This window comes from Parapedobacter koreensis (assembly GCF_900109365.1).
Taxonomy (GTDB): domain Bacteria; phylum Bacteroidota; class Bacteroidia; order Sphingobacteriales; family Sphingobacteriaceae; genus Parapedobacter; species Parapedobacter koreensis.
The window spans coordinates 302,224-318,852 of record NZ_FNZR01000003.1 but is presented as its reverse complement, the minus strand read 5'-3'; the positions used below and the strand labels follow the sequence as shown (position 1 = coordinate 318,852).

Sequence of the window (16,629 nt, the reverse complement as noted above, 5' to 3'; positions counted from 1 at the left end):
TTAAAACTGCAATCTGTAAACGAAATTTGGAAATACACCGATTTGATAAGCTGTGCCGATGATTTGTGTGCCTGGATTATAACGCTCGCCTACCAGTACGTTTTGGTTGTCAGTGATATTTTGTATATCAAGGAAAACTGCATGGGAAAGATTTCTTTTACTGCTATTGAAGGTAAAGCCAGCCTTTAAATCCAATCTGAAAAAGTCCTTATTTCTTTCAGAGAAGGCGTATGAATCACCTTTCAGTATCTCGCGATTGTTGGCAACCGAAGCAGCAAAGTCAACCGGAGTGTAATAACGTCCTCCAGCCTGCGTCAGCTTCATATCCACGCTGAATTTATTCCTTTTGCTTTTTCCTATTTTCCATTCTCTTCCCGCTAATACATTATATACATACCTGCCATTGAAACCCGTGTTGCGTTCTATACCATCGCTACCTGTATATTTTGATTGGTAAATACTGCCCGTAAACAAACCATAGTACCCCTTGCTAAAGAATTTTTCCAAGGTAAGTTCCATCCCGTAATTGTATCCCGTTCCATCATTCTTCAAATGCCCCTGTTCGTTGTAATAATAATCCCTTGAACCTGCATTTAGCATAGAGAAACTGCCCTCGGCTTCATTTACAGGTACATGATATACGTATTGATAATAAATTTCCGCTTTCACGCGCCAGTCTTTGAAGGGCAAAATTTCATAGCCCAAAACATAGTGCTGGCTTTTAGTGAAGTCCAATTCTTCATTAGACCGGTCTATGCTGCCATCAGGATTTGTGATTTGATAGAAATAAGCATCGACAGGCTGCATTTGACTATGAAGCCCAAAGCCTAACGTAAAAGTGCTTTTATCCGTCAGTTGATAGTTGAATGCGGCGCGTGGTTCTACGGAAGTGGAGCCATTGAGTGTTAGATATTGGGAATGTATGCCAAAGTTGGATGTGAGCCTGTCGGTTATCTTGTATTGTGCATGTGCATATCCCTGCAATAAAGAAGTATTGCCATTAAAGTCCCAAATCTGTTTCCAGTCGTTCGGAGGGGAAACCCTATCCCGATAAAAGAGGTTTACATCAATCAATTCCTCGATAGCACCAACCTTTAAGAAAAGTTTTGGACTGATGGTTGTATTGAACGAAGTATTGACAGCATATCGGACTTGCGTGGAGTTTACTTCCACAACGGGCGGATTGTTATTAACCCCAATACTATCGACAATTTGTTCAGTGCTTGAATAAGTTGCCCCGATTACGGTATTGAAATAGGATTTGCTGCTTACACGGATAAAATGTTTCAGTCCCACAAGACCTATACTACTGTTGTTATAGAAATCTCTTTTGGGGTTGCCAAAAATATCATCGGGTTCAACGTCGTCATGTAAAATGTCGATATTACTTGTGCCTCCTAAACCAAATAAGGTAAAACGGCCCAATTTACCATTGCCGCTATTTACTTTAAAAGACAAATCCTGATAAAACGGTGTAGAAGCAGTGCCAACAGTAATGCCTAAGTTTTGGGCCAGTCCAGTAAAAGAATAGCGATATGCCAAAACGTAAGATGAGCCATTTTCTTTATTGATAGGGCCTTCCGCCATCGCTTCCAAACCAGTCAAAGCACCCAACTGAACGGTATATTCCCTTTTGTCGGTATTTCCCGTTCTAAAGCCTAAATCAAATACGCCAGCATTTGCGTTTCCGTATTCAGCGGGAAAAGCAGAGGTAAGAAAGTCGGAATTTTTGATAATGTTTGTGTTCAATGCACTTGCAGCACCACCTGTAGTACCTAAAGAAGCAAAATGATTGGGATTGGGAATATTCAGCCCTTCAATGCGCCATAATACGCCCGTTGGTGAATTTCCCCTTACTACAATGTCATTGCGTGAATCGTTCGGGGCGCTTACACCAGCGAAATTGGCAACCAGCCTTGAAGGGTCGGAACGCCCGCCGGAATAACGGTTTACTTCTTCCATTGTAAACGAACGTCCGCTAACGGTTGCCAGTTGGTTGACGGTTTCATGCTTTTTGGGGCCAGCTTGTATGACCACTTCCTGTAACGTACTTGTACTCCCTTCAAGACCAACATCCAGCACTACTTCTTTACCGGAAGTAACTTCTACGTTAGGGGCAACATAGCTGTTATACCCTATGAAAGAAAAACTAATATCGTATCTACCCGGCGCAATGCCCGTTATATTGAATCGCCCCTGTGAATCAGTTGTGGCTCCCTTATCTGTACCTGTGATACTGACATTTACAAATTCAATAGGGGATTGTGTCTGCTTGTCAATAACAATACCTTTTACCGTCTGAAAAGTTCCTTGTGCATAACCCTTCCCTGTTGCAAAAAGAGATAGCGCAAGCAAAATCATTGTCGTTATTTTTACCGACTACATTTGTAGTGTTGTTTTTTACAACTCCGTATTTAACTAAGCTATCAGCCGAAGCCAGTAACGCTTCTTCATTACTACGGGGTTGCCAACCCAAAACCCGTTTTGCCTTTTCGTTACTCGCCTTCCGATTGACGCCAAGCATGGGTGCAATAGCTTTTGCTTTGTCGTTAAACAAAGCAGTAAGGCGCACCAGCCAATCAGGTAGTACTTTGGAAGACATATTGGCCGTTGCACCGGGCATCTTTCTTTTCAGAAACTGTGCGATTTCGGGCAGGGTCATAACGCCCCCGGACAAAGCCAGAAAGCGTTGCCCTTTAGCCTCACTGCTTTCCATTGCCCGTATATGCAGGTCTGCAAGGTCTCTCACGTCCACAATAGCAAGCTCCATTTTGGGGATGGCTTTCATTGTGCCGTCCATCATGTTTTTGAGTAGCTCAAAACCGCTTGACAATTTTTCAGAAAAGGAAGGTCCGAAAATTGCAACTGGATTGATAACGGTAAGTTCAAGGTTGTCCCCTTCACGTTTGATAAAATCCCAAGCGGCATGTTCGGCGAGAACTTTCGATTTATTATAAATAGATAAGCCTTTCTCGTTTGGGTCAGTCCAACTTTCTTCTGTAATCAATGTTTCCGGGTTCTTATGACTGTAACCAACTGCCCCAAAATTGGAAGTCATCACTACTCGTTTTACACCTGCATCCCTGGCGGCTTTCAGCACACGGAGTGTTCCGTCCACTGCGGGACGCACCATTTCATCTGCTGTTTTAGGTATGCTCAATCCGATAGGCGAGGCAACATGGAGAACATAATTACAGCCACTCACTGCTTCGTTCCAGTTATCATCACTCGAAAGGTCGGCTTCAACACATTCGAGATTTTCAAACGAGGTGATACCGCCCGCTTTGAGCATATTAAAAACATCGTCTTTTTTGGTAAGTGAACGGACGGTGGTTTTTACACGATAACCTTTTTGAAGCAATTGCAAAATGCAATGACCTCCGACAAAGCCAGTGCCGCCGGTTACCAATACGAACTCATTATTGCCTTCTATCTTCATGTTCTAAAATTTGATAGGGCAAAGTTCCGTATTGAAAATCCGGTTTCTCTTGTTTAAAAGTCCAAGCTTACTTGTTTAAAAGTCCAACATTTTTAAAACACAATTCCTATTCTTGTTATACCAAGTGCTGCAAATCCGGGTCATTCTTGATGCGTTCTATTTCGCTTTCCACAACCTGCACAATATCCAGCTGAGGACAAATCGCCACACAATTTTCAAATGGCTACGATGCACCCGTGGTAAACCAACGAATTATTGCGATATTTAGGCCATGAAAATAGCTACCTATAATGTAAATAGCATCAATGCCCGCCTTCCGATCGTATTAAAATGGTTGGAGGAAACCCGGCCGGATGTGGTCTGCTTGCAAGAGCTTAAGGCTATTCAGGAGAATTTTCCCGAACAAGCACTGCTGGATGCCGGTTATCATGCCATCTGGCATGGGCAAAAGAGCTGGAATGGTGTGGCCATCCTGTCGCGATTGGGACAACCCGCGGAAGTCTGCCGTGCACTGCCCGGCGATCCGGAAGATAGTCATAGCCGCTATATCGAAGCAAAAATCAATGAGGTAGTGATTGGTTGCCTATACCTGCCTAACGGCAATCCTGCACCGGGGCCGAAGTTTGACTATAAGCTCCGCTGGATGGACCGCCTCATTGCCCATGGTCAATCGTTGCTTGATCAAAGTGTTCCCGTAATACTCACCGGCGATTTCAATGTGATCCCCACGGAAATAGACGTATACAAACCCGAACGCTGGGTAGACGATGCGCTTTTCCGGCCGGAAACCCGCGAAGCTTTCCGCAAGCTGCTGGCCCAGGGGTGGACCGATGCGCTTCGGAGCCTATATCCGGATGAAACCATCTATACGTTTTGGGACTATTTCCGTAATGCGTTTGGCCGTGACGCTGGACTGCGCATTGACCATTTTCTGCTCAGCCCCGCCGTCACACCACGGCTACGCGCTGCCGGAGTAGATCGACAGGTAAGGGGTTGGGAAAAAACCAGCGACCATGCACCCGTATGGATTGAGTTAGATTAAAGCTATGTTACAAGCAATCCATCACGTGGCGATTATCTGCGCTGACTACGCGCGGTCAAAGCACTTCTATACCGAAATATTGGGATTACAGGTGATACAGGAAGTGTATCGCGAGGAACGGCAATCGTACAAGCTGGATTTGGCGTTGGCTGGTCACTATGTTATCGAGTTGTTTTCATTTCCAGCCCCGCCTGAGCGGCCGTCAAGGCCGGAAGCTGCCGGGCTTAGGCACTTGGCATTTGCCGTGGCGGATATCGATGCCGTCATTGCCCGCCTCCATACCAAGGGCGTGGATACGGAGCCTATTCGCATTGACAAATATACGGGCAAACGCTTCACGTTTTTCTCCGATCCCGATGGCCTGCCGTTGGAGCTTTATGAAGTGTAAAATGCCCCGTCACTTACCGGCAACTTTCAGGACAATCTTGCCATTTACGTGTCCACCTTCACTCATTTGCTGGGCGGCAGCGGCATCTTCCAGTTCCATCACTTTGTAAATGACCGGCTTTACTTTTCCCTCATCAATCAGCATGGCGATGGTTTCGAGCTGCTCCGGATAGGATTGGGCGGTATACCCCTCCAAGTGAATATTACGGGTTTTTGCTTCTTCCACAAATTCAGGCTTCAACGTAGTAATCAACCTACCCCCAGGCCTTAGGACATCCAACGACCGTCGTTGGGTTTCACCGCCAATGGTATCAAACACCAGATCAAGATTGGTTAGCCGTTCCCAAAAGTTTTCCTGACGATAGTCGATCACTTCGTCTGCACCCAAACTTTTCACCAACTCAAAATTCTTTTCCGAAGCCGTGCCGATGACATAAGCGCCCTTCCATTTGGCAAACTGAACGGCAAACGTACCCACGCCGCCGGAAGCCCCATGAATGAGCACACGCTGCCCTTCTTTTAGCTGGCCGTGGTCAAACAGCCCCTGCCAGGCCGTCAACCCCGCCAATGGCACCGCTGCGGCATGGATGTGGTCAATCCGCTCCGGCTTCTTTCCGAGCTCATCAGCTGGCACGATGACGTATTCTGCATAGGCTCCGTTTTTTGTGGGGTAAGGCCGTCCATAGACTTCATCCCCTACCTTTAGCCGCTGTACACCCTCCCCTACCTCCTGTATCACACCGGAAACATCCCAACCCGGTATCAAGGGAAACTGCACCGGAAATTTCTCCTTCCGCTGTCCGGACCGTATGCGCCAATCCACCGGATTTACGCTGGTCGCATGTACACTCACCAGTACTTCGTCTGCTGCCGGCCTTGGGATAGGCACTTCTTCCAGTTTCAAGACTTCCGGTCCGCCAAATTCATGTATCCTGATTGCTCTCATTTGAAATATTAGCTGTGGTATATAAACTTCGAGTTACTGTAAATCAAAACATCTGGGTTTCTAAATGGTTTGACTCTTTTGAATGATACCCGATTAAAACAGACGCCCCATGAAAACTATTGCATTCATCACGGTTTTATCAATCGCATTTCATCATACCCAGTTATTTGGCCAAGACGGCAATACCGAAATCATCGAACGCAACATGGAAGGTCATATTTTCAGGCCGAAGCAATTGATGCCGACGCCGGAAAACATCGGTTCCTTAAAATTACCTCCAGGATTTGCCATCGAGGTATTTGCCGAAGGACTCGGCAAATCGCGTATGCTGGCCGTGGCCGCTAACGGTGCGGTGTATGTGACCGACCGTGACCAGGGCACGCTGACCTTATTGCAGGACAGCGACGGAGACGGCAAGGCCGAAATCAAGAAAGTACTGGCAAAAAAAGACCAGCTCCATGGTATTGCAATAGACGGTGACGACCTCTACCTCATCACAGTCAACGAGCTGTATAAAACCGCCATCCATCCCGATGGCAGCATCGATAGCCTGCTACTGCTGGTGGACGATCTTCCCGATGGCGGCCAGCATGGCAACCGGACGCTCAAGATAGGGCCAGACAACGCCCTGTATGTCTCCGTGGGCAGCACCTGCAATGCTTGCATCGAAACCAATAAGGAAAATGCCACAATGCTTAAGATGAATCCCGACGGAAGCCAACGGACGATATATGCCACCGGACTACGGAATACCATCGGGTTTGACTGGCACCCGCAAACCGGCGAATTGTGGGGCTTTGACCACGGTATTGACTGGCTGGGAAACGACGAACAGCAGGAAGAACTCAATAAAATTGTTGAAGGTCAGGACTACGGCTGGCCCTTTGTATACGGCGATGGGCAGTTCGAAGTGCACCACGACCCCAAGAACATGACGCATGAGGAATATGCAGCTAAATCGGTAAAACCGACACTACTTTACGATGCACATGCGGCGCCGATGAATTTATTGTTTTACACGGGCAACCAGTTTCCCGGCGAGTTCAATGGAGATGCATTCGTGACTATGCATGGCTCATGGAACAGAGCCGAGCCATCCGGTTATAAAATCGTCCGAGTCCGATATGAAAATGGGCAACCCACACGCATTGAAGATTTCATCACCGGTTTCGTTACGGCCGATAAAAAAGGTCAGTTTGCCCGCGTATGTGGCCTGGCACAACATACCGATGGCTCCTTGTTGGTCGCGGATGATGCCCACGGCGTGGTCTACCGGGTGTACTACAAATAGATAAGATTATCATCTGCCCGCAAGGGTAGCTTAAAACGCGTTTATCATGGCAGCACAAAAGAAAACCAGCGCAGGCAGCAAATGGTCTGCCGAGGTGACCGAAAAGAGCGACGCACTGGATTTGGAGGAAAATATCTTCGAAGCCAAGGATCCTAAAAAAACGGAAAGCATTTGGCCGGGAACCGCGACATGCGTAGTCACGCCTCCAAAACCCGAGCAGAACCATTACTCCGGCAACATCACCTGTTTAAACAGCCCTTTAATCAAGCTTATCTCCTTGCCATGGGCGGTCTTTTTACGCGTTCCGAAATAAAGTGTGTTTTTCAGCGGCTTATGGCCCGCCCATATCAGCTTGATTTGGCCGGCATCCACTTCCTTGCGACAGAGGAAATCCGGAATGACCGCCAATCCCTTACCCCCGGTGAGGCATCGCACGATGGAATTGAGGTTGGGTACGATATAGTTGGGCCGGAAATCCGGTTGATGGCCGAAATGGAGCTGCCAAAACCGGAATAGATGCTCCATGTCTCCGGTAGTGCCATACCACTTCTGGCTTTTCAGCCAGCTTTCCACCGCGGCTATACCCTCTTCCTGCAATAAGCCTTCAAAGGTTTCGTGGTCAATGTCATTGCCGCCCACCAGCACGATGGTCTCCGACGAAAACGCCTCGTGCTCAATTTGGGGCGATACACCCCTGTGCGGTGTAATGATCAAATCCAGGATACCTTTGTCCAGTTTATCCAACATCTCGGGATATTCGCCGAAGCTGATAATTACGTTAAAAGGCAGCGACGAAATGTATTGCTCCAACGTGATTTGGAAGGTTTCAAAGCACATGCCTACGCTGATCGTAGGTGTATGTTGCTCCGTACTGCGCTGGAAGTTCTTTTCGGCCTCTTCCAGCTTGGCAAGGCTCTCTGCCACGACATTATAAAGCACCTTTCCCCGTTCTGTGGGTATCATCTTGCGCCCCGTACGGTCAAACAGCTTATAACCTACATAATTTTCCAATGAACTGAGGTGCAGGCTCACGCCCGGTTGGGAAATGAAAAGCGCCTCGGCAGCACCTGTCAATGTACCCGTCTTGTAAATGGCTTTAAACGTACGGTACCACTCTAAATTAACCATGACTAATCCATTATAATTCTGATACAAATATATAAATTATCTTATTTTTATAATACTTCAAGCACCCCTACTTTTGTACCGTTTTTAAAGGAGAAAGCACGATGAAAAAGGTATTCATTATCAACGGCGGGCAGGACTTCGGGCATTCAGGAGGCCGGTTCAACCGTACCATTGCCGATACGACAGCCGATTTTTTTGGCCGTAAGGAGGATGCAGAAGTACAAATCACGCATATCGCGGACGGATATGACCCGCTGGAGGAAGTAGCCAAGTTTGTGTGGGCAGATGTGGTGATCTACCATACTCCCATCTGGTGGTTTCAGCTACCGCATGGTTTTAAAAAATACATCGATGATGTATTCACCGCCGGCCATCGGCGTGGTATCTACCACAGCGACGGGCGCAAGGCCGACAATCCTACCGTCAACTACGGTACCGGCGGGGAGTTGCAGGGACGCCGTTATTTATTGACCACTACTTGGAACGCTCCGGCAACGGCATTCACACTACCCGGTGAGTTTTTCCAGCACAAAAGTGTCGATGACGGCCCGTTGTTCGGCTTCCACCGCATGAATGCATTTGCCGGTATGGCACCCCTGGAGAGTTTTCACTTCCACGACGTTGAAAAGAATGCCGACGTCCCGCGCGACATGACCCGGTACCGGCAGCATTTACAGGACGTATTTAATCATTAATTCATAAAAAATAGCTTACAAATGGAATACAGAAAATTAGGCAATACCAATCTGCAATTATCTACCATCGCCTATGGCGCATTTGCCATCGGCGGCAATATGTGGGGCGGCAACGAAAAGAAAGACTCCATAGCCGCGGTGCATGCAGCATTAGACCATGGGATGACCACGCTTGACACGGCGCCGTTCTATGGGTTCGGACTGAGCGAGGAAATGATTGGCGAAGCTATCAACGGGCGCGACCGCACGGCTATCCAGTTGCTTACCAAGTTTGGCCTGGTATGGGATGGTAGCAACCAAGGGAAAGGTGAATTTTTCTTTGATGCTGAACACAACGGCAAACCACTTTCTGTCTACAAATACGCAACGAAGGCTAATATCATCAAGGAAGTGGAGGAAAGCCTGACACGGCTGGGAACGGATTACATCGACCTACTGCAACTGCACTGGCCAGATAATACCACACGCATTAGCGAAACGATGGAAGCCCTGGAGTTGCTCATCCAGCAGGGAAAAATCAAAGCCGCCGGTGTGAGCAACTACAGCGTTGCGCAGCTCCGGGAAGCCGAAGCAACCTTGAAGCTGGCCAGCAACCAAGTTTCCTACAGCATGCTCAACCGCAGCATCGAACGGGATCTGGTACCCCATGCCCTCGAAAACCAGATCGGCATCATTGCCTACAGTCCAATGGAGCGGGGGCTCCTCACGGGCAAATATTTCAACGATGGAAAGCTGAAAGCCGATGACCACCGGCACGGCTATTTCGGGCAGTTTGATCTGGATCGCGTACAGCAGTTTCTCGAACGTATCTCGCCCGTTGCCGAAAGCAAAAGCGCCACGCTGTCGCAGTTGGTACTGCGCTGGACGACCTTACAGCCGGGTATCACGGTTGTGCTGGCCGGAGCACGGAATGCGGAACAAGCGATAGCAAATGCCGACGCATTGCGACTTGATCTCTCCGCTGAAGAGCTCAATTTGATTAACGTGGAATTATCCAAGTTAAACCGTTAAAAATCCTGACGGCATTCATCCGGCAGCCATGGCCCCTAAGACCCGTTTAGTGGATCTTAGGAGCTTTAGCTGCTCAGCCTGTAGGATTGTCTGGTTCCCGTTCTTGCTGATTCTTCAATGGCTTCGATCATGCGGTGACGGATAAGAGCATCATCAAAGGTAGGTGCCTTTTCTTGTTGGATCAATTGATAATTCTGCCCCACATTGGTAGGAATACGACCCAATTCCCTATCGGGAACGAGATTATATACTGTAGGAATTTCAAGGATTTCCATTGCGCTATTTTCGCCTTTGCTTGCTTTTACGGTCAATTCAAAAACCGCCAGACTTCCGCCGTCTGCTGTAATCTGAATGTCGCCTTTTGTGCCGTTGATCTCCCACAGGAAATTCGTTCCCGGTAAATGACCGCCCCGGAAATGAACACTGGCCACCACACCGCCCACCAGTATTCCGGTTACTGCCACCTGGTCGGCAATCTTCAGGGGTACCGCTTCCCCGCTCTCGACGATCGTTGTGGTCTTCCTCCGGGTAGCTGTTGTGGCCGACAATTCCGTAAATTCCCCAAGCACAAAAGCCAATGCATCTACCGCATTCCCGAATGTGACATTGATCATACCTGCCCCGTTTTCGGGATTTACGGTATAGTCATTTGCCTTTTCCGTAAATTCACCATAAATAATTCCCGAACCAATCATACTCGTAGAAAGTACTTCGCCAATATTACCCTGTGCGATGTAATCTTTAATGAAACGAACGGCAGGAACAGATCTTGACTGCAACCCAATAAAGCCTTTCACGTTATTTTTCTTTACCAAAGCTGCCAATTCCGCTGCTTCTTTAAGGTTTCTTGCCAATGGCCATTCGCTGAACACATGCTTTCCTGCTTTGGCAGCCTGCGAAACCAATTCATAATGTCGGGGAACACGAACTGTAATCAGCACCAAATCGACTTCAGGACTTTGGATCAATCCGCTGACAGTATCATAGACGTGGGGGACTCCAAAGGTGGCTTTCAACTTTTCCCCATCTTCCTTGGTCCGGCTGGATAACGCCGATAACTCATAATCCGGCAACGCCTTCAATGCAGGGATATGTGCCGTGGATGCCCAGCCACGCTCGGGGTTAGCCCCTATAATTCCTATTTTTATTTTCTTCGCAGTATACATTTCACTATACTATTTTTAATCCGGGCACAAAGTTATCGGATTTATGATATAACTTTGTAACCAGTATCACCGATGATACCAAATTGCGGTTATGGAGAAATGTATTAACATACAGCAGCAGGAAGTCAATACGCAGGCATTACAAGATACGATTTATGTAATCGGAGGTAAATGGAAACTTCCCATTATTTATTCGATATGCAACGGAAACAAACGCTTTCGGGACATCGAACGCAGCATTCCGGGCATCACCACAAGAATGTTATCCCGAAATCTGAGAGAGTTGGAGGATAACAAACTCATCACGCGAACAGTATATCCAGATTCACCGGTGCTCGTAGCATATGAGTTCACGGAATATGCCAAAGCGTACGGCATCCTTATCAACGAAATGATTGAATGGGGAAAAAAGCACAGAAGAGTAATAACGGCTAAATAGTGATTATCGTAAGAGCGCTGTTATTTCAAATCTATTTTGCTCAAGTTTGATTCCAGATCCACCTTGGTATTTACGGACAAACCTGGCGTAGCCCACGCCATGTCCATGTTTACAATAATCAGCTCATTGCCCCGCAATGCAACTTCCGCAGGTTGGTCCAGTTTGCCGTCAGCACCGTCGGTATCCCCGTTTTGATGGAGTGTGATTACGTATCCATCGCGATCAATCGCATGCACCGCATTGTTGAGGAAGTCGGCGACGTAAAACAGGCTACGCTCCCTGCTGAATACCAAACCGTCAGGCCCACCCATATTCGGTGATTCAGCAAACAGTTTTGTTTCCACTGCTTTGTTGTTCACATCCAATCTGGAACGGAATATTTGTCCCTTTTCGATAACCGTCGTATAGAGAAAACCCTCGTCATCAAAGGTCAGGCCGTCTGCACCGAATCCCATATGGTTGTCCGATTCAAAGGTTACTACCAAATGGTCATCGCCTTTGCCGTTCTTATAAGCTTGCAATCGAACCGGCTTTTCGCCCTGCAGTTCCTCCAAAGAAAAGGCGTATACACCACTGGTCAGACCGTCTCCACGCGCTTCTAAAACCGATTCTGTAACAAAAAGATGGTTGCCCTGCCAATACATGCCATTGGAAGCAATAAAACCCTCCACGACCACATCAACACTTGTCGGTTTGCCATTAACAACGTTGATCCGCAGAATACGGGATTTGTAATTTTTATCGAAGAAAACCTGCATATCGGCCACATAAAGGTGACCATCAGGACCGAAATCGCAGTCCATTGCTCCAACGGTTCCCGTCTCGGGATGCATATCGTTAGGTTTAAAATCGTACCAGTGCGCGATGTTATTGTCCCGATCGATAATCGCCATGAAGGGACCGGAAGGTTCGTTTATCAATCCCTGTTCCATCAAATGGCGGTTGTTGAAATTCGGTACCGACAGTATTAGGGTTCCATCCCCCGATACAGCCAGACCGTCTGGTGTATTGTATTCCGGAGGAAGTTTGATAAATGGACGGACATTCCCCGAATGATTTTTAACATGAGCTGACTCGCCTTCAGCTAATCCTCCCTGGTTCTGTCCCGGATTGCAGCCAACCATAAAAACGGCTATCATAAGTGCTATCCATTGCTTTTTTTCCATCGTTTTGCGTGTTAAATTATTGATGCAACAAAGATGAAAAGAAGCAGGTAAAGGCATTTTGCGAGGAATTTCAAACGATTTGACTTTAAATGTCAACTATATATACATCGCCGACGCTTCCACCAGGCTAATTAGGTTGAGGCCCTGGACTCGCTCGGGTTATACCCCCAGTAGCCTTTAAAAAGCCTTGAGAAGTGTGATATGTTTTCATAGCCAACCGTGTAGCACACATCCGCTACGGTCATTTCCGTAGCAGAAAGCAGTTCCTTTGCTTTGTTCAGTCGTTTCTCCTGGATCCATTTGCCCGGAGACATCTGATAGATATGTTCAAAGTCCCTCCGGAAGCTGGATAGGCTGCGGCCCGAAAGATAAGCCAACTCCGACAGAGAGATCGGATTGAGGTAATTTTCTTCCATTACCCTCGGAATCGCTGTCTGGTGCCGTGCCTTCAACTGAATCAGCTGCAAGAGCAGACTCTTATCGGTCTGAGACAGGTCATACAGCAATTCCATCATCTTCAGGCGGTACAGGTTAACGTTGATCTCTTCCTTATCCCTAAAATAGGGTTTCAATGACTCCAGGTATTTCAGCAATCGTTCCTTGAAGGGACGTACGAAAATCGGTGCGGGTTCTCGACTCTTGAAGATCCTCACATCTTCCTGCTTCAGGAATTCCAGCAGAAACTCGTCCTTGATGAAAAACATCATGCTTTCATAAGCATAGTTCTTATCGGGGTTACCGTATTTCCAGGCCTCGATGCTCCGGTATTTGGGCAGCAGGATCATTTCATTTTTATTCACCTCAAGGAATTCCCCACCCAGTTTGATCCGGAATATTCCTTCCAGTACGAAAAGCAACAAATGGTCCTGCAAGAACAATATTTTTTTAGTAGTGTGTGCTTGGGTGCAGGACTCCACAATGGAAACATCCTGCAATTCCAGGATGCTTTCATAATGGGGTGCTTTCGGTAAATCACCCGGTATTTTAACTACTTTCATACACTACAAATCAACGAGCCAAATTTACGATAAATGTGCTCCCAGCAGCATCTTATCCGCTTCACTCAGCCTGTTTTTGGCAAAGTTTGCCTGATGCCAGTACGGATACAGTAAAGGCAATTTGCTGACCTCGTTCAAGTGTTGAAGTTCGTCTGTTGTGAGTTGTACATCAATGGCGCTGATATTGCTTTCGATTTGCTCCAGCGTGCGGCCGCCGATCACAACGGAACTCACCGATGGTCTTGTCAAAATCCAGGCTATAGCCACCTGTGAAGCAGAAACATTTTTTTGAATGGCAATTTCATTGAGCATCGTTACAATATTCCACAGCCTGTCCCAATCCCTTATCGGCGGTTCGTTCCAGCCTTCGGCAAAGCGGGTTCCACGCTGGGGCTGTGATTCCCTGATGTATTTGCCCGACAACAGCCCCCCCGCAAGCGGACTCCAAATCAATGCGCCGAGTCCCTGGTCGATGCCGATCGGAAGCAGCTCATATTCCGCTTCCCGTGCTTCCAGCGTATAATGGATCTGCTGCGTTACGAAACGCTGGTAGCCATTTTCCCGGCTTGTGGCCAGTGCTTTCATGGTATGCCATCCCGAAAAATTGGAAGTACCGATATAGCGTATCTTACCCTGCTTGACGAGGGTGTCCAACGCTTCCAGCATTTCCTCCAACGGCGTTTGGCCATCCCATTCATGCATATAATAGATGTCAATGACATCCGTCCGAAGACGCTTCAAACTTTTCTCGCATTCCCTGATCAGGTGGTAGCGTGAAAACCCTTCATCGTTAGGTCCCGTACCGATGGGCATACGGGCCTTGGAGGAAATCAATACGTCTCCCGGTCTTTTGCCATCCAGCACTTCACCGATGATTTCTTCCGATAACCCTCCGGAATACATATTGGCAGTATCAATCAGATTAACACCTCGGTCAATACTCAGATCAATGATGCTTCGGGCTTGTTTAACATCGGCATTGCCTACTTTTGCAAAAGCTTCTGTTCCGCCGAAAGTCATAGTACCCAATGTAATCGTGGAGACTTTCAATCCCGATTTTCCTAAAATTCTATATTCCATATTGCTTTGTATTTATGGTACAAAATTAGGAATGCAGCTGCAATGGTGATTTGCTATGCGTGTCAACGTTGTTGACTTTTAGTTTCAATCGCTTACTGCTTTTTCTCGTTGAAAAAAGGAACAATGGTAAAAAATGCCAAAGCAGGAAAGAAATGCATTGGAATGGCAAGACCTGGAAACAGTTCGGGGCTTTCCATATCCAAAGGTAAGGTAGTTGCGAGCGGACTGATAACCGAGGCAAATGATAAACCTGTCACAACAAGATTGAATATTCCAATCCATTGGGATTTATTCCATTTTTCAATTAATACGTATCCCAATGAAATCAACAGACAACCCAGGATGCTTGCACCTACGATACCGGTGATATTGAGAACAGCGGCAAAATCTGTTTCAAACGTATGGGTATAAATTTCTTGATAGATAAGACAGGCAATAATGGACAGTAAACTTGCTGTTCCCCCTTGCAATAAAAATTTCTTCCACTTCATGAGCTTACTTATTTACCGGAATTAACAGCTCTATTTTAATGATTTCGCCAACACCTTTGTATTCCAAGCCATAGTCTTTTCTGTTGATCTCGAAATTTCCCGTGAACGTGCCGTCATTACCTACGGTATTGAAAGTAAAGGGAATGGAAACATCACGGCTTACCCCTTTGATCGTCAGCTTTCCTTTGGCAACAAAACCACCGGAAGACCGGGTAATCTGGGAAGTCTTAAAGCGAATGACTGGATAGTTGGAGGCGTCCAGGAATTTTTCGCCCTTTGCGTGTCTGTTTTTTAACCCATTCCCGGTATTTAATGTACTTACATCCACTGTGACGTCAAAATTCGACTGTGCAAGATCGCTGTTATCAAAGTTTATGGTACCAGCCAGGCCCTTAATTACTCCCTCAGCTTTCGAGGTGCTGAACTTGATGGAATAATCCTCTTCTTTTACTTGCCAATTGACAGCGCTTATCAGCACAAATGCCGACGTGATGAACATCAACGCCGCAACTGTAATACATGTTAACTTTCTCATTTGCTTTTGTATTTAAAATTTCATGACAAAATTCCGAACACAAAAGCACTTAAAAATTGATGTAGTATAAGAAATTATTTTTTCACTAACTTTTTTCGGATACGGCTCAGAAATTCGGGAGTAATACCGAGATAAGCCGCAATAAGCTTCAGCGGAAGCCGCTGATGGAGTGAAGGATAGGTTTCCATAAAAGAAATATAACGCTCTTCTGCCGTTGCGCTCAACAAGGCGATGATACGGTTGTTGTGAGCAATGATATTGTTTTGAAAGCGCTTTATTTCGGCAAGCAACACTTCCTTTGAAGCCTGTTCGAGATAGCTGAACACACGTTTATCATAGACAATAACCTCGCTTTCTTCGATCACATCAATATTCATTACCGCACTGGAGTTGTTCAGAAAAGCATTCATATCAGTGAGCAACCAGTTTTCAGGAGCAAACTGGATGATATGTTCCTTTCCGGCAGTGTCGATCACAAAACTTCTCAGGCACCCTGATAGCACCTGATAGCCATACTGGGATTTTTCGCCTTGCCGTAGCAAAATGGCCCCCTTTGAAAATTTCTTCGTCCCGAAGAAAGCACTGATCGCATTTAAACTGACTATTTCGTGTTCTTTTTGCACCATGCCTTATTGTATCTTTTTTGCCGCCTGCAACATACTACAATCAATTAATTTAATCAACTCTGAGCTGCCAGATTCTTAGTTGCGGCACGCGGCAGTTCCCTCGGATTGATACCGTACTTTTTCTTAAAACTAACGGAAAAATGTGACAGATCCTCAAACCCCAAATCCATATAGATATCCGATGATTTT

General features: G+C 46.7%; 18 protein-coding genes. 7 read left to right on the top strand and 11 right to left on the bottom strand.

Features of this window, described 5'->3' with window-relative positions:
- Nucleotides 1-2,361: a TonB-dependent receptor gene (locus BMW65_RS09130; protein WP_090604782.1), complete on the bottom strand. Its 2,361-nt coding sequence runs from the start codon at nucleotides 2,359-2,361 to the stop codon at nucleotides 1-3.
- The gene (locus BMW65_RS09125; RefSeq protein WP_090604780.1) at nucleotides 2,276-3,439 is read right to left on the bottom strand and encodes an SDR family oxidoreductase; all 1,164 of its coding nucleotides are present in this window, start codon (nucleotides 3,437-3,439) and stop codon (nucleotides 2,276-2,278) included. The genes BMW65_RS09130 and BMW65_RS09125 overlap by 86 nt, the downstream gene beginning before the upstream one ends.
- 271 nt (nucleotides 3,440-3,710) lie before the next feature.
- Between BMW65_RS09125 and xth the strand changes: the two genes are divergently transcribed.
- Complete coding sequence (xth, locus tag BMW65_RS09120; protein WP_090604778.1) at nucleotides 3,711-4,481, top strand: exodeoxyribonuclease III; 771 nt, start codon at nucleotides 3,711-3,713, stop codon at nucleotides 4,479-4,481.
- 4 nt (nucleotides 4,482-4,485) lie between these two features.
- Nucleotides 4,486-4,869: an SMU1112c/YaeR family gloxylase I-like metalloprotein gene (gene gloA2, locus BMW65_RS09115; RefSeq protein WP_090604777.1), complete on the top strand. Its 384-nt coding sequence runs from the start codon at nucleotides 4,486-4,488 to the stop codon at nucleotides 4,867-4,869.
- Between the two features lie 9 nt (nucleotides 4,870-4,878).
- On the opposite strand, the gene BMW65_RS09110 is transcribed toward gloA2, so the two are convergent.
- Complete coding sequence (locus BMW65_RS09110; protein WP_090604775.1) at nucleotides 4,879-5,814, bottom strand: NADP-dependent oxidoreductase; 936 nt, start codon at nucleotides 5,812-5,814, stop codon at nucleotides 4,879-4,881.
- A 109-nt stretch (nucleotides 5,815-5,923) separates the two neighbouring features.
- On the opposite strand from BMW65_RS09110, the gene BMW65_RS09105 reads away from it, so the two are divergent.
- Together BMW65_RS09105 and BMW65_RS24675 are read left to right on the top strand one after the other, a co-directional pair.
- On the top strand, nucleotides 5,924-7,105 hold the full coding sequence (locus tag BMW65_RS09105) for a PQQ-dependent sugar dehydrogenase (protein ID WP_090604773.1): 1,182 nt from the start codon (nucleotides 5,924-5,926) through the stop codon (nucleotides 7,103-7,105).
- A 46-nt stretch (nucleotides 7,106-7,151) separates the two neighbouring features.
- A complete protein-coding gene (locus tag BMW65_RS24675; protein ID WP_143053849.1) occupies nucleotides 7,152-7,418 on the top strand; it encodes a DUF3175 domain-containing protein in 267 nt (88 codons plus the stop codon).
- On the opposite strand, the gene BMW65_RS09095 is transcribed toward BMW65_RS24675, so the two are convergent.
- Complete coding sequence (locus BMW65_RS09095; protein ID WP_090604770.1) at nucleotides 7,331-8,233, bottom strand: LysR family transcriptional regulator; 903 nt, start codon at nucleotides 8,231-8,233, stop codon at nucleotides 7,331-7,333. The two genes, BMW65_RS24675 and BMW65_RS09095, sit on opposite strands and share 88 nt — an antisense overlap.
- A 101-nt stretch (nucleotides 8,234-8,334) precedes the next feature.
- On the opposite strand from BMW65_RS09095, the gene BMW65_RS09090 reads away from it, so the two are divergent.
- Both BMW65_RS09090 and BMW65_RS09085 read left to right on the top strand, forming a co-directional pair.
- Nucleotides 8,335-8,928: an NAD(P)H-dependent oxidoreductase gene (locus BMW65_RS09090; protein ID WP_090604768.1), complete on the top strand. Its 594-nt coding sequence runs from the start codon at nucleotides 8,335-8,337 to the stop codon at nucleotides 8,926-8,928.
- Nucleotides 8,929-8,949: 21 nt separating this feature from the next.
- Entirely contained in the window at nucleotides 8,950-9,939 is a 990-nt protein-coding gene (locus tag BMW65_RS09085) for an aldo/keto reductase (RefSeq protein ID WP_090604767.1), read from the top strand.
- A 65-nt stretch (nucleotides 9,940-10,004) separates the two neighbouring features.
- Here BMW65_RS09085 and BMW65_RS09080 read toward each other — a convergent pair whose 3' ends face one another.
- Nucleotides 10,005-11,105, bottom strand: a complete 1,101-nt coding sequence (locus BMW65_RS09080; protein ID WP_090604765.1) for a Gfo/Idh/MocA family protein — start codon at nucleotides 11,103-11,105, stop codon at nucleotides 10,005-10,007.
- A gap of 91 nt (nucleotides 11,106-11,196) precedes the next feature.
- Here BMW65_RS09080 and BMW65_RS09075 point away from each other — a divergent pair, with 91 nt between their 5' ends.
- Entirely contained in the window at nucleotides 11,197-11,544 is a 348-nt protein-coding gene (locus BMW65_RS09075) for a winged helix-turn-helix transcriptional regulator (protein WP_090604763.1), read from the top strand.
- A 20-nt stretch (nucleotides 11,545-11,564) separates the two neighbouring features.
- On the opposite strand, the gene BMW65_RS09070 is transcribed toward BMW65_RS09075, so the two are convergent.
- From BMW65_RS09070 to BMW65_RS09045, 6 genes are all read right to left on the bottom strand, one after another.
- On the bottom strand, nucleotides 11,565-12,710 hold the full coding sequence (locus BMW65_RS09070) for an SMP-30/gluconolactonase/LRE family protein (protein ID WP_218145376.1): 1,146 nt from the start codon (nucleotides 12,708-12,710) through the stop codon (nucleotides 11,565-11,567).
- A gap of 131 nt (nucleotides 12,711-12,841) precedes the next feature.
- Entirely contained in the window at nucleotides 12,842-13,708 is an 867-nt protein-coding gene (locus BMW65_RS09065; RefSeq protein WP_090604761.1) for a helix-turn-helix domain-containing protein, read from the bottom strand.
- 24 nt (nucleotides 13,709-13,732) lie between these two features.
- Nucleotides 13,733-14,788, bottom strand: a complete 1,056-nt coding sequence (locus BMW65_RS09060) for an aldo/keto reductase (protein WP_090604758.1) — start codon at nucleotides 14,786-14,788, stop codon at nucleotides 13,733-13,735.
- Between the two features lie 92 nt (nucleotides 14,789-14,880).
- Nucleotides 14,881-15,279 carry a hypothetical protein gene (locus BMW65_RS09055; RefSeq protein ID WP_090604757.1) on the bottom strand — a complete coding sequence of 133 codons (399 nt, stop codon included), beginning with the start codon at nucleotides 15,277-15,279 and terminating at the stop codon, nucleotides 14,881-14,883.
- 4 nt (nucleotides 15,280-15,283) lie between these two features.
- Nucleotides 15,284-15,814 carry a YceI family protein gene (locus BMW65_RS09050; protein WP_090604755.1) on the bottom strand — a complete coding sequence of 177 codons (531 nt, stop codon included), beginning with the start codon at nucleotides 15,812-15,814 and terminating at the stop codon, nucleotides 15,284-15,286.
- A gap of 74 nt (nucleotides 15,815-15,888) precedes the next feature.
- Entirely contained in the window at nucleotides 15,889-16,440 is a 552-nt protein-coding gene (locus tag BMW65_RS09045) for a Crp/Fnr family transcriptional regulator (protein ID WP_090604753.1), read from the bottom strand.
- Nucleotides 16,441-16,629 lie beyond the last annotated feature (189 nt).

Coding starts and splice junctions, on each gene's coding strand:
- BMW65_RS09130 (WP_090604782.1), bottom strand. CDS start 2,361: ATGATTTTGCTTGCGCTATCTCTTTTTGCAACAGGGAAGGGTTATGCA.
- BMW65_RS09125 (WP_090604780.1), bottom strand. CDS start 3,439: ATGAAGATAGAAGGCAATAATGAGTTCGTATTGGTAACCGGCGGCACT.
- xth (WP_090604778.1), top strand. CDS start 3,711: ATGAAAATAGCTACCTATAATGTAAATAGCATCAATGCCCGCCTTCCG.
- gloA2 (WP_090604777.1), top strand. CDS start 4,486: ATGTTACAAGCAATCCATCACGTGGCGATTATCTGCGCTGACTACGCG.
- BMW65_RS09110 (WP_090604775.1), bottom strand. CDS start 5,814: ATGAGAGCAATCAGGATACATGAATTTGGCGGACCGGAAGTCTTGAAA.
- BMW65_RS09105 (WP_090604773.1), top strand. CDS start 5,924: ATGAAAACTATTGCATTCATCACGGTTTTATCAATCGCATTTCATCAT.
- BMW65_RS24675 (WP_143053849.1), top strand. CDS start 7,152: ATGGCAGCACAAAAGAAAACCAGCGCAGGCAGCAAATGGTCTGCCGAG.
- BMW65_RS09095 (WP_090604770.1), bottom strand. CDS start 8,233: ATGGTTAATTTAGAGTGGTACCGTACGTTTAAAGCCATTTACAAGACG.
- BMW65_RS09090 (WP_090604768.1), top strand. CDS start 8,335: ATGAAAAAGGTATTCATTATCAACGGCGGGCAGGACTTCGGGCATTCA.
- BMW65_RS09085 (WP_090604767.1), top strand. CDS start 8,950: ATGGAATACAGAAAATTAGGCAATACCAATCTGCAATTATCTACCATC.
- BMW65_RS09080 (WP_090604765.1), bottom strand. CDS start 11,105: ATGTATACTGCGAAGAAAATAAAAATAGGAATTATAGGGGCTAACCCC.
- BMW65_RS09075 (WP_090604763.1), top strand. CDS start 11,197: ATGGAGAAATGTATTAACATACAGCAGCAGGAAGTCAATACGCAGGCA.
- BMW65_RS09070 (WP_218145376.1), bottom strand. CDS start 12,710: ATGGAAAAAAAGCAATGGATAGCACTTATGATAGCCGTTTTTATGGTT.
- BMW65_RS09065 (WP_090604761.1), bottom strand. CDS start 13,708: ATGAAAGTAGTTAAAATACCGGGTGATTTACCGAAAGCACCCCATTAT.
- BMW65_RS09060 (WP_090604758.1), bottom strand. CDS start 14,788: ATGGAATATAGAATTTTAGGAAAATCGGGATTGAAAGTCTCCACGATT.
- BMW65_RS09055 (WP_090604757.1), bottom strand. CDS start 15,279: ATGAAGTGGAAGAAATTTTTATTGCAAGGGGGAACAGCAAGTTTACTG.
- BMW65_RS09050 (WP_090604755.1), bottom strand. CDS start 15,814: ATGAGAAAGTTAACATGTATTACAGTTGCGGCGTTGATGTTCATCACG.
- BMW65_RS09045 (WP_090604753.1), bottom strand. CDS start 16,440: ATGGTGCAAAAAGAACACGAAATAGTCAGTTTAAATGCGATCAGTGCT.